Here is a 12,748-nt window from a genome sequence, read left to right as displayed (position 1 = left end):
TTCATTCCATCTTCCCTGATGGTTCTGACGCTCGGCGTTAATATAGCATCGCACGGTCAACAATCAACTTGCCGGGAAAATTTTCGGCGCCATTCCCCGATGGCCGCTTCCCCCGGGGAATACGGTCAACGCCGCTTCAGAAGCCGAACCACGACTGTGTGTCACGCCGGCCCAGTTCCTGGGTATGCTTCCAAACCACCTCGCCGGTACGGTAATCGGTCATCGTCAATACGAAGAAAATACTGTAATTGCGGTCGCGGCCGACCTGGTCGGTCTGGGTGATGATGTTGCCGGACAGCCCCAGCAGCGGCACCTCCAGCGAATCGCGGCCGATGGTGGTTTTCTTGTCGGCGTATTCGTTGACATCCTGCTGGCGGATCATGATATTGGCATCGTCGACATCCTGCCCCGAGCCGGCAAACGCGCTGGTCAAGCGCACCTTGTCGCCATTGAGCAGATCTTCGCTGATGCGTTCGGTCATAAACCTGGTATCGATATGCTCGTTGTCGGTGCTGTTGCGGACCGTCGACAACATCATCAGCGGCTTTCTGCCGCCGTGATCCGCCTGATACTCCTGCAAATAACGATTGAATACCGGACTGCCCATCAACGCATTGATGGCCACCGCCGCCGCTTCCTGATAATCGGCCGCCGCCAGCGCTCCCATCGCCCGCAGCCGGGCCGGATTGTCCCGGGGATCGAAACGTTCCGGCCCGGAACCGCACCCCGCCAATCCCAACATGCCAATTCCAGCCACGGTCAAATTCCAGAATTTATTCATTTTCTACCCTCCTGAACAGTGATTCAATTGTCCGATTCTTTGACACTCAACACAAAATTCTTGCATTTCGCCGACGGCGCGGTCCCGACAAACAGCACCGGCTCACCCGGCCGGGTAATCACTTCCTGCCAGATGGCCATATTCGAATCGATCGCAAAGCCGCCCTCGTCGAACCACAGAAACCGGTAATCAATCTTATACGGATTGCCGCCGGTCAGCGTACTCCAGCTTTCGCTGAAAAATCCGACGCGGTCGTTCAACGCGGTCACCTGAATCTGCAGGAATCCTTCCGGCGTCGTCCCCTGGTCGATTTTTATCAATTTCAATCGGTCACGCAAAAAACTGTCGGTGACAAACCGCTGATCGGTCATCGGATTGAACAAAGCCGGATCACTGCCGGTCGTGTTGATGGAATTCTGGCAGCCCGCCAGCAACAACAGCCCCAACAAACCGCCGAAAACATTTTTCGTCATCTTTTCCTCCCTGCGTCCTTATTGATCGTAAAATTCCAAAACCAGGCAATCCCAATTTTTCTGACTTGGCGCATTGACGTAAACGATGGCCGACCGGCATTGCTCTCCGAAATTTACCGTCGTCTGCCGCAGCACCGTCCTGCCGTCCGGCGCCAGCAATTGAACCTCAAGCCGATGGTCCGACGGCATCGGCAACTGACCGATTTGAAATTCGCCCGGCAGCAGTTCCCAACTGCGGGTGTCGGCGGTATTGAACAGATATTTGTAAATGCCGGTCCCGAAATAAGTCAGATATCGCACCGCCTCATCGGCCGTACTGGCCGACTGGGAGATGAGCAAACTGGCCGTTTCCTTCACCAGGTAATTGACCACCAGCCGGGTAATCATCGCCGGCAGTCGTTCGGTATATTCCTGGGAAACGATGGCATCCATATCCGCCACCGGCACGGTTTCCGTCCAATCGCTGCCGGTCAAAGCCGCCACTTTGCCGAACGGCCGCGGATAATATTCGCAAACCGGAAAGGCGATGCCGGTATAGCCGAGATAGGGAACGGTGATCTCATATTTCTTTTCGGTAAAAGCCGCGCCGCGGCCGTTGGCGAAAATCAGGTAAACGCTGCTGCGGTCCAACGCCATCCGGAACGGTTCGACCGACGCCAGGACTGCCGGAACCGGCCGGCGGGTCTGCCGCAGGACGGTGACAAAATATTTCCGGATCAGCTCATTGTCCGGCATCGCCTCATAAAGCCGCTTGAAATCGATATAGGCATTCTCCCAGTCATTTTCCCGCAGATAGCCCAGCCCCGACAAAAAAATCGCCAACGGATTCAAAAAATTACCGTAGGCATTTCTGGCCTGCAGTTCAATCGCGGCCAGGCGCTCCTTGAAGTCGGCATTTTCCTGCAGCGCGGCCAGCGGCTCACCGCCCGGCTCGGAGCTTTTTTCGTTTTTTTTCCCGCCGGCGGCCAATTCCCCCAGCTTGCGGACCGCCGTTAAATTCTCCATGGCGACTTGAGCTTTTTCTTTGGCGATTTCCGAAGCGTAACGCTCGGCAATGCGATCCTGAAAAGAACGCATCCGGCGCAAATTGACCAGCATCAATTCTTCATCGCCGCTGCCCAACTGCGCCAGCGCTTTGAAGATCGGCAGCATGATCCGGTCATGTCCGAAACCGCGATACGGCAAGGCGTTCAGATTGGTCGCCATCGCCCCAGCCTCGGCGCCGACATCGCGGACGCTGACCACGGCCCGGTTGTCGTACTCTTCCACCAGCGCATCCGCCTGCTGCCAGATCGCGATGCTTTCCGGATAACGCCGGTTGTAGAAATAGAGCGACCCCAATTCCAACAGCCACATCAATTCATCCCCGCTGCCGCGGGCCGATTCCAATTTTTTCTCGGCGCGTCGAATTCCGGAATCGAAGCGGCCATCCAAATAATCTTCCACCATGCCGTCTTTTTGGGTATGCGCGTCCCAAATGCTGGAACAGCCGCTCAAGCAAATACCGGCCAGACAACAACCGGCAATCTTCCGAATCGGCCGGTTGGAATAAACGATTCGTTTTTTAGCACCGATTATCCATATTCTGATCATATTATATTATACAACTGCGCGCACAAAAAAAAAGCAGCCGGCTGCTTGGTCCGGCTGCTTTTTCAAGAGAATTTTCATTGGAACAGAAATTTCAACTCTTCCAGCGACAACTTGTCGGCGTTCGCAGCCGGATTTTCGATGATATTGTCAAAAATCTCCTGCTTCTTATCCTGCAACGCCAGGATCTTTTCCTCGATCGAGTCCTTGACCAGCAGTTTAATGCTGGTAACCGGTTTGGTTTGGCCAATGCGATGGGTGCGGTCGGCCGCCTGCAACTCCACCGCCGGATTCCACCAGGGATCGAAGATAATCACCGTATCCGCGCTGGTCAGATTCAAACCGGTGCCGCCGGCTTTCAAACTGAGCAGAAACAACGGAATTTCCGGCGTATTGTTGAACGAATCGACCCGTTGCTGCCGGTTGCGGGTAGCGCCATCGAGATATTCGTAACGGATTCCTTCGGCATCCAGCCAGTCGCGGATCAACGACAGAAGGCTGGTGAACTGACTGAATAACAGCATCTTATTGCCGCTGTCGATATGCTGGTTGATCAATTCTTTGAGCAGTTCAAATTTAGCCGAAACGACATTCTTGCCGGCCTCCGGCAGCAAATCCGGATGACAGCAAACCTGGCGCAGCCGCAACAGCGTCGTCAAAATTTCGAAATTGGCCCGGTTGTCATTTTTCGGCAACGCCTTGAGCTGCTCGCGGCCGTGGCGAAGGATTTCGTCATACAGCCTGCGCTGTTCAACTTCCATCTCGCACATCAGCGTGTATTCCTGCTTCGGCGGCAATTCCTGGCAAACATGCGCTTTGGTGCGCCGCTTGATGAACGGCGTAACCCGTGCCGCCAGATCCTGCTGCAAGGCCGGATTGTCGCGCAGATTGCCGTAATATTTCTTGAAACTGTTGAACGAACCGAGCAATCCCGGATGCAGAAAATCGAAAATACTCCACAGGTCTTCCGAAGAGTTTTCCAGCGGCGTGCCGGTCAACACCAGACGGTGGTCGGCCCGGATCGCCTTGCAATTCTGCGCGTTGGCGGTATTGGGATTCTTGATATGCTGCGCTTCATCGAGGATCAGGTAGCTGAATTTCAGGCTTTTCAGCGCCTCGGCGTCCAACCGGGTAATCGAGTAAGAGCCGACGATCAGATCATAGTCCATCGCATGCTGCCAGATTTCATCGCGGCCGCCGCAATTCAATACCGCCACCCGGAAACCGGGAACGAATTTCCCGCATTCCCGCTTCCAGTTCTCAACCAGGCTGGCCGGACAGATGATCAGAATCGGCGCATCTTTTTTCGTTTTGCGGCCGGCCAGCAATGCCAGCAGTTGAACCGTCTTGCCCAGGCCCATCTCATCGGCCAGCACGACGTTGAAACTGTTGTCCAGCAGTTGCCGCATCCAATTGACGCCTTCCTGCTGGTAACCGCGCAATTCACCTTTGAATTCCGCCGCCGGCGGGTCCGGCAGTTCCTGCGGCGCCGCAGCGCCGGGAGAGGCCAGAAGCTGGAACTCCTCCGGAATGACTTCCGGCGTATTGCGGGCAATGTGCTTCCAATAATGAACTGCACAGCGCGGCAGTTCGAAAGTCATCTTTTTTTCATCCACTTTCTGGATGACATTCTCCGCCGCCAGCAGAAAATTACCGAACGATTCATCGAGAAGCGCCATGTGGTTGTTGGCCAGCTGCAGGTAACGGCGATGATTTTTGACCGCTTTCAACGCCTGTTGAAAACCGATCCCCTGCCCGTAGCACTCCAACTGATAATTCAGCACGTAGCGGTCCGACAACGTTTTGGCCAAAGTGCACTGCATCATCGCCCCGGGCAGACCGCTGCCGCCCCGGCACAACCGCGCCAGTTCCGCCGTCAGGCAGCAATTCGGCCGCTGGGTCAGCCACATCGGCAAAACCTGATCGAGAAAAACGCCGATGGTTTCGCTGTCATCCAGCTGCAATTCCGCCCCGTGTTCGGCAAACCCGAACATTTTCAGTTCATTGGCGAACGACTGTTCCATTTCCTCATCGCGCAGCCAGAATTTCCGGCCGTCGCGAGACAGGCGGCCGTGATCGGCCGGATAGATGACGTTGTCGTACAGATAATTGGTTTTCAACCGCAAACCATTCTCCAGACTCAAATTGCCGGACAGCAGCACCGTACAGGGCTTCTTTTCCGGCTCGAACGATTCGACATCGAGCAGACGGACCGGAAAACCGCCGTCGGCAATCAATTTCTGGTATTCATTGTACTGGCGTTTCTGCTCGCCGGTACGGAAAAAATTCCGCAGCCAGCCGATGTCCAGCGTCGCCGGCATCCACCAGTATTCCCCCTGTCGGCCGATCCAGCAGCCGGAACGGCCGACGATAACCTTCGCCGAATGAATCGACAACGGCGCTCCGCCCACCACGATACCGGGCGACAGCATCACTTCATTGCCGATCCGCTTTTTCAACACCACCGGTTCGGCGTGTTCGCGGTGGACGATCAGACGGCGGCCATTGCGGCTGAACCGGTCGAAACCGATCAGGGAATGGAAAAACTCGGCAGTGACTTCCGAATTCAGCAGCAACTGGGAGTTTTCCGCCTCGGCGTTAACCGCCAGAAAGTGAATAATCTGCCGATCCTGTAGAGAAAACTGATTCAATTTCAACGTAATGGCCAATGCCTTATCGAAATAAAGCTGGCGCAGATTATTGACGTTGCCAACATAGTCGCGGTTCCCGGCGCGCAACTTAACTGTCAGTGCGACATTTTCCCACTTGCTAGGCACATGCGGGAAATCAGATTCCGCCTGAATGAACAGTTGCGCTTCCGCCGGCGCTGTCCCCCGCCCGGCCAAAGATTCCAAACTCTCATCCTTAATCCCCGCGTAACGCGCCACTCCGTCGTTGATCGGGGCTATTTCTGTCGACCGAAACCGGCCACAATACATAATTGAAGCTACCGCATGCGCACATAACGAATCGCCATGATTGCCGCAACTGCAAACCGCAGTCGGCGGTTCGCCGAGCTGCACGACAGTATGGGCATAATGATTGCCCTCCTGAAACACCGCATTGATCGAACCGGTTTCATCGCGATAAGCGCAAGCCAAACGAGAACTCTTCAGCAGCTGTTTGGCCGCTTTGAGCACTTCTGCGCTGGATGCCTCCAGCAACTTTCCTTCAAAACTCTGTGCCATCTTCACTTACTCCTCACTTTAAGATTAGATAGAACGCAATTCCTCTGTTCCCAAATTAGCATGATTTGTCAATAAATCAATAAGCAGCCGATAAAAAAATGATTTTTCCCCGCTCTATCCAAAGAAATATGGTTCCCGCGGCACAGCCCTCAATTCTCTTTCGTTTTCAACGGCAAAATTTCGACAATTCCTCCTGAAAAACATTCCATCCTGTTTCTTCCGAATAAGTTCCCAGCAATTCGCCGGACCGGAAAATCGCCAGCTTGCCCTTGCCGCCGGCGATGCCGAGCTCCGCTTCCCGCGCCTCGCCGGGTCCGTTGACCACACAGCCCATCACCGCCAGCTTGCGCAGCGTCAATTGCCGTCCGGCGGCCCGCCAGTTGTCCAGCAGGGTTTCGACCCGCGTTACCAGACCGATCAGGTCGATTGCCGTCCGTCCGCAGGTCGGACAGGAGATGACGTCCGGGCAGCTCCGGCGCAAATTGCAACACTCCAGGATTCGCAACGCCGGTGCGATTTCCTCCACCGGATCGGCCGTCAGGCTGACCCGCAGCGTATCGCCGATGCCGTCGAGCAACAACGCCCCGATGCCGACCGCCGATTTGATGATCCCCCTGCCCGGCGTGCCGGCTTCGGTCACCCCGATGTGCAGCGGATAATCGGTGCGGTCGGCGAATTTCCGGCAGGCGGCCACCGTCACCGGCACCGACGAAGCTTTCAACGAAACCTTGATCGCCCGGAAGCCGTATTGCTCGAGTTGGCGACATTCCCGCAGGGCGCTGGCCACCAGTGTCTCGGCAACCAGTTCTTCGCCGTTCACGCCATGTTCGATCAATTCGCGCCGGACCGCTTCGGAGAGGCTGCCGGAATTGGCGCCGACCCGGATCGGAATGCCGGCTTCGCCGGCTTTTTCCGCCACCAGCCGGACTTTTTCGGCTTCGCCGATGTTTCCGGGATTGAGCCGCACGCCGGCAACCCGATGTTCGATCGCCAGCAGAGCCAGCCGGTAATCAAAATGAATATCGGCAATGACCGGCAACGGGCTGGCGTCGCAGATTTCAGCCAGGCTCCGGGCGGCCGCCGCATCCGGCACCGCCACCCGGACGATGTCACATCCCGCCTGCGCCAACCGGGCGATCTGGGCAAGGGTTGCGGCGGCATCCCCGGTATCGGTGTTGGTCATCGACTGCACGGAAACCGGAGCGCCGCCGCCGACCGGAATCCGACCGAGCCACAGTTGCCTGGTCTTACGCCGCACCGTCTTTTCGTTCATTGTGCGGCGGTTTCCACCGTTTCCGCCGAGACCGCTTCCGACGGCATTTCCTGGTCTTCCGGCTCTGGTACTTTTTCCGGCGCGGCCTCCGTCGCCGGCGGTTCCGGCGCCACCAGATTTTTCAGGCGGCCGAGGTCGGCCCAGGTGACGAAGACCATCAGTCCCAACAGCAGCGTGATGAAAATATAAGTCAGCACTTTGATGACGATTTCCGGCAACGGCCGGCCGATGATCAATTCAATGACGGCAAAGAAAATATGACCGCCGTCGAGCACCGGCAGCGGCAGCAGGTTGAAGATCGCCAGCGCAAAAGCGACGACGACGACGAAATACAGCCCCAGCATGAAAGAGCCGTCGCGAAAGACGACGAACAACGTCTGGCCGATGCCGAGCGGACCGGACATATTGCTCGGTTTGATCGTGCTGCGCATTTCGGTCAGGCCGAGATGGTTGGCCATATAGATCATCATTCCGCTCAAAGAGCGGTAACTCAGGACCAGCGTATCCTGGAATTGTTGAAACGGCGTCGGATAATTCATCACCGTCACGCTGCACTCCAGCGAATAAAATTCATTTTTCGCTGGGGTGATTTCCAAATCCACCGTTTCCCCGCCGCGCCGGACCGCCACCTTGAGCGGATTTTCGCCATCCTTCTGCAGCAATTCATAGAATTGCGGAAAAGTCGCGGTCGGCTGGCCGTTGATCGACAGGATCAAATCGCCATCCTGCAGGCCGCCGACCGAAGCCGGCGAACCTTCGATCACTTTTACGACTTTGCAGTCTTCCTGCGAAGTGAACGACGCGCCGATCTGATAGATCTTGCCGAGCAGCACCGGAGTGATCTCACCGCTTTCAATCGTTTTACCGCCGCGTTCGAGTTTCAGCCGGACCGGCGCTTTTTCGCGGCCGAGCCGGTCGATCTCCTGCTGGAATTCCTCGAAAGAATTCACCGCTTTGCCGTTGATTTCCAGTAAAATATCGCCGCGCCGCACGCCGGCGGCCATCGCCGAGGAATTTTTGACCGGGTCCAGTTCGATCGGCACCAGCGGCTTGAAGAAAGGCACCGCCATGCCTTCATGGCGCAAATCGTCCGGCAGATCTTCGCTGGTATTGGCTTCCGGCATGTAGCTGACCTGAAAAGTCTTGCCGTCCCGTACCACATCCAGCGTCACACCGCTCTTTTCGAAATTGAACATGATTTCCTGGACGAATTTATTCCAGGGACAGAAAAATTCTTTACCGTTGAGTTTCACAATGGCATCGCCAACCCGCAGCCCGGCCCGGTATTCCGGACTGTTTTCAGCGATTTCCCGGACGATGATTTGCCGCATGTTGGGGGTATCCTGGGGAATGCCGCCCCACCAGATGACGCAACCGAGCAGCAGCCCGAAAATAATATTGAACAACGGCCCGGCGAAAGCGGTGACAATCCGCTGCCAGGGTTTGGCGCGCGGCAGCTCCCGGCCGTCGGCCGTCTTCGGCGTGTTGCTGGTAGAATCCACCTGCGGCAGTTCGACGTAGCCGCCGAACGGCAGGTAACCGATCCGGTATTCAATGCCGTTCACCGTCTTGCCCCAGGCTTTTTTAAAGCCGATGGAAAATGCGTCGATGTGCATGCCGCACAATTTTGCCGCCAGGAAATGGCCGAGTTCGTGCACGAAAATGCACATTCCAACAAAGAAAATCACCAGAATGATCAATCCGATGACTTCCAGGTAATTCAACAGCTCCATCAGCATCGTTTGCCGCCCTCCTCAAGTATTTATTTATTTTACAATGATTCTCAATTACAACTCCACCGCGCCGGCGAACTCCCTCGCCCAGCGGTCGGCCGCCAGCACCGTCGCCAGATCGCGCTGCGCTTCGACCCGGTGCGCCCGCATGGTCCGCTCGATCACCGTCCAGATGTCGGTGAAACGCAGCCTGCCCTGGCAAAACGCCGCGACGGCCACTTCATTGGCGGCATTCATCACCGCCGGCATCGTCCCGCCGCGCCGCAAAGCCTCCTCGGCAAAGCCGATGGACGGGAAGCGCCGCCGGTCCGGCTCCCGGAATTCCAAACGGCACAGATCCTTCAATTGCAGCCGCGGCAATTCGCCATTCAAGCGCTCCGGATAACTCAACGCATACTGGATGGCGAAACGCATATCGGTTTGCGCCAACTGCGCCAGAATCGACCCGTCCTTCAATTCGATCATCGAATGAACGATCGACTGCGGATGGATGACCACCCGGATTTTCTCCGGTCCGACGCCGAACAGATAACCGGCTTCGACAATCTCCAGCGCCTTGTTCATCAATGACGCCGAATCGATGGTCACTTTGGGCCCCATCGACCAGGTCGGATGGGCCAATGCCCGCTCCGGCGTCGCCCGGCGCATCTCTTCGATTCCGGCATCGCGGAACGCGCCGCCGGACGCCGTCAACATGATATGTTCCAATTCGCCCGGCGATCTTCCGGAGAGACACTGAAAAATAGCGCTGTGTTCACTGTCGACCGGGATAATCCGGCCGTGGCCGGAGTAGATCAAATTCATCACCAGTTCGCCGGCCATCACCAGCACTTCCTTGCTGGCCAGCGCCACCGTCTTGCCGGCCTGCAGCGCCGCCAGCACCGGTTGGACGCCGCCGGTGCCGACGATGGCGCACAAGACGACATCGACCTCCGAACTGCAGACCAGATCGATTACCGCCGATTCGCCGCCGAAGGCATAATAACCGTGCGGCAGCAGATTCTGCAAACTTTCCCGTTTGGCCGGGTCGGTGGTGACAACCTGGCGGCAATGCAGCACCCGCGCCTGCTGGGCCAGACGGGCAATATTGTTGCGGGCCACCAGGCCGACGACATCGAAGCGCTCCGGAAATTTTTCCAGGACGCGAAAGGCGTTTTCCCCGATGGAACCGGTCGCGCCCAGGACAACCACTCGTTTCCTATTCATTTCCAGCTTTCTAAAAAGTTCCCCGTTTTCGGCTCGCTCATTTGCGGGATTCCACCAGCAAAGTCACCGGCCCGTCGTTGTGGATCTCCAATTGCATCTCGGCGCCGAACCGCCCGGTGGCGACTCCGATGCCGGAGCGCTTCACCCGATCGACAAATAAATCGTACAATCGTTCGGCCTGTTCCGGCGGCGCCGCCTCGGCAAAGCCGGGACGGCGGCCGTGCGAACAATCTGCGTACAACGTAAATTGTGAAACAATCAATGCCGCGCCGCCGAGGTCGGCCAAGGAGCGGTTCATTTTGCCGGCTTCGTCGGCAAAAATCCGCAGATTGACGCATTTCTCCGCCAGAAAATCGACGTCGGCAGCCGTATCGGCATGCGTCACTCCCAGCAGAATGACCAAACCTTTTCCGATCGCGCCGAGCTGCTCCGTTCCAACGCAAACCGCGCCGGAAGAAACCCGCTGCACCAATGCCCGCATCGCCGCTTCAAACTCCCCGCCGGATCAACCGCGGATCAACCGCGGATCAACCGCAGGAATTCCGCCCGGGTCGGACCTTCCGCCCGGAACGAGCCCTGCATTGCCGAAGTCGTCATCATCGAATGCTGCTTTTCGACCCCGCGCATCTGCATGCACAGATGTTTGGCCTCCATTACCACCCCGACGCCTTCGGCGTCCACCGTCTGCATGATTGCCTCGGCAATCTGCCTGGTCAAACGCTCCTGAATCTGCAGTCGCCGGGAAAACATATCGACAATCCGCGCCACTTTGCTGACGCCGAGAATTTTTTTCTGCGGGATGTAACCGACGTGGCACTTGCCGAAGAACGGCAGCATATGATGCTCGCACATGCTGTAAAATTCAATATCCCGGACGATGATCATATCGTCCGATTCCGCTTCGAACAAAGCACCGTTGATCACGGCGGCAAGATTTTTACGGTAACCGCCCATCAAATATTCAAAACTTTTGCGGACCCGTTTCGGCGTATCCAGCAATCCTTCCCGTTCCGGGTCTTCGCCGATCGCCTGCAAAATCTGCCGCACTGCATCTTCCATCATACTTGAAACTTCACCTTGGATTTCTTAAAAAATATAAAACAATTGGTAAATATACTCCACATTCATTCAGAGTCAAAAATATAGATTGATTTATGGCGCATTCCATTTATATTTACCGGATCAGCGATGCGGAAGGGAGCTGTTCAATGGGAAATGATCGTTCGGATATCGTCATCATCGGCGCCGGGCCGGCCGGTTTGATGGCGGCCTGCCAGGCGGCCGGAAACGGCCGGGTGACCGTACTGGAGCAATTGCCGGCCATCGGCCGGAAACTGCTGGCCACCGGAGCGGGCAAATGCAATTTGACCAACCGGCTGCCGCCGGAGGCATTGGCGGAACGTTTCGGCCGGCAGTGGCGTTTTCTGCTGCCGGCGCTGCGTTTTCTGCCGCCGGAAGCATTGCGCGGCTGGTTTGCCGCCCGCGGCGTACCGACCCGGTCGACGGACGGATTTCATGTTTTTCCGGTTTCGGAGCGAGCCGGCGACGTGCTGTGCGCGTTGGAGAATGAGTGCCGGCAGCGCGGCGTCCGGCTGGTCACCGGCTGCAGCGCCGGACGGATCGTCAGGGAGGACCAGGCCTACGGCATCGAAACCGGAGACGGCCGGGTCGTCCGGGCCGGCCGGGTGATCATCACCACCGGCGGTTGCGGTTATCCGGCGCTGGGCGGCCGCGGCGGCGGTTACCGGCTGGCCGAGCAAATCGGTCATGAAATCGTCACTCCCTGTCCGGCGATGGTCGGTCTGCGAACGCCGGCGGCCTGGGTCGGCGATTGTGCCGGCATCGTTTTACCCGACTGCAGTTGCACGGTGCGCGGCGGTCAGCGGCAGCAGCTTGCCGGCAGCGGCGAACTGCTGTTCACTCATCATGGGGTTTCCGGGCCGGCGGTATTGGACATTTCCGGCCGGATTGCCGCTCTGCTGGCGAAACGGCCGGCGGTGACGCTGGAGATCAATCTGCTGGCGGAACGCCGGACGGACGCATGGCTCCGGCAGTTTCAACTCTGGCGGCAGCAACAGGGCAAAAAATTCCTCCGCAATCTGCTGGGGGAACAACTGCCGTTGAAATTGGCCGATCACCTGTGTCGCCTGGCCGGGCTGGACGGTTCCGGAAAAGCCGCCGAATTCACCGCCGAAGGCCAGCGGCGTCTGGCCGCAATGCTGACCGCGCTGCCGATGGAAATCACCGCGACCGACGGCTGGAACAAGGCGATGGTGACGCACGGCGGCGTGAGTTTGAAAAAAGTCGATCCGGCAACCCTGGAGAGCCGGCTGCAGCCCGGTATTTATTTTGCCGGGGAAGTGCTGGATGTCGACGGCCCCTGCGGCGGATACAATTTGCAATGGGCGTTCAGTTCCGGCGCGCTGGCCGGTTTTTGCTGCGCCGCCCGCGGCTTGTGAGAATTGCCGGTTGCCAAATCGGCTTTGACGGACTATTTTATAGAG

10 protein-coding genes are annotated in these 12,748 nt (G+C 57.3%); 1 reads left to right on the top strand and 9 read right to left on the bottom strand.

Features of this window, described 5'->3' with window-relative positions; translation table 11 throughout:
* Window positions 1–136: 136 nt before the first annotated feature.
* The 9 genes from HWX74_RS18610 to folE form a co-directional block, all read right to left on the bottom strand.
* The gene (locus HWX74_RS18610) at window positions 137–781 is read right to left on the bottom strand and encodes a hypothetical protein (protein ID WP_176015057.1); all 645 of its coding nucleotides are present in this window, start codon (window positions 779–781) and stop codon (window positions 137–139) included.
* A 23-nt stretch (window positions 782–804) separates the two neighbouring features.
* Window positions 805–1,254: a YcfL family protein gene (locus HWX74_RS18605; RefSeq protein WP_176015056.1), complete on the bottom strand. Its 450-nt coding sequence runs from the start codon at window positions 1,252–1,254 to the stop codon at window positions 805–807.
* Between the two features lie 18 nt (window positions 1,255–1,272).
* A complete protein-coding gene (locus HWX74_RS18600; RefSeq protein ID WP_176015055.1) occupies window positions 1,273–2,847 on the bottom strand; it encodes a hypothetical protein in 1,575 nt (524 codons plus the stop codon).
* A gap of 74 nt (window positions 2,848–2,921) precedes the next feature.
* Window positions 2,922–6,032 carry a DEAD/DEAH box helicase gene (locus HWX74_RS18595; protein WP_176015054.1) on the bottom strand — a complete coding sequence of 1,037 codons (3,111 nt, stop codon included), beginning with the start codon at window positions 6,030–6,032 and terminating at the stop codon, window positions 2,922–2,924.
* A 166-nt stretch (window positions 6,033–6,198) separates the two neighbouring features.
* On the bottom strand, window positions 6,199–7,305 hold the full coding sequence (gene ispG, locus HWX74_RS18590; RefSeq protein ID WP_176015053.1) for a flavodoxin-dependent (E)-4-hydroxy-3-methylbut-2-enyl-diphosphate synthase: 1,107 nt from the start codon (window positions 7,303–7,305) through the stop codon (window positions 6,199–6,201).
* On the bottom strand, window positions 7,302–9,044 hold the full coding sequence (locus HWX74_RS18585; protein ID WP_176015052.1) for a site-2 protease family protein: 1,743 nt from the start codon (window positions 9,042–9,044) through the stop codon (window positions 7,302–7,304). Before HWX74_RS18585 ends, ispG begins: the two co-directional genes overlap by 4 nt.
* Window positions 9,045–9,092: 48 nt before the next feature.
* Window positions 9,093–10,244: a 1-deoxy-D-xylulose-5-phosphate reductoisomerase gene (dxr, locus tag HWX74_RS18580; RefSeq protein ID WP_176015051.1), complete on the bottom strand. Its 1,152-nt coding sequence runs from the start codon at window positions 10,242–10,244 to the stop codon at window positions 9,093–9,095.
* Between the two features lie 37 nt (window positions 10,245–10,281).
* Window positions 10,282–10,725 carry a D-aminoacyl-tRNA deacylase gene (gene dtd, locus HWX74_RS18575; RefSeq protein WP_176015050.1) on the bottom strand — a complete coding sequence of 148 codons (444 nt, stop codon included), beginning with the start codon at window positions 10,723–10,725 and terminating at the stop codon, window positions 10,282–10,284.
* Window positions 10,726–10,760: 35 nt separating this feature from the next.
* Window positions 10,761–11,303: a GTP cyclohydrolase I FolE gene (gene folE, locus HWX74_RS18570; RefSeq protein ID WP_176015310.1), complete on the bottom strand. Its 543-nt coding sequence runs from the start codon at window positions 11,301–11,303 to the stop codon at window positions 10,761–10,763.
* 149 nt (window positions 11,304–11,452) lie between these two features.
* Between folE and HWX74_RS18565 the strand changes: the two genes are divergently transcribed.
* A complete protein-coding gene (locus HWX74_RS18565) occupies window positions 11,453–12,703 on the top strand; it encodes an NAD(P)/FAD-dependent oxidoreductase (RefSeq protein ID WP_176015049.1) in 1,251 nt (416 codons plus the stop codon).
* Window positions 12,704–12,748: the final 45 nt, after the last annotated feature.

Source organism: Victivallis sp. Marseille-Q1083 (assembly GCF_903645315.1).
GTDB lineage: Bacteria > Verrucomicrobiota > Lentisphaeria > Victivallales > Victivallaceae > UMGS1518.
Note: the sequence above shows the minus strand (reverse complement) of the source record. Positions and strands in the feature narration are given on the sequence as shown.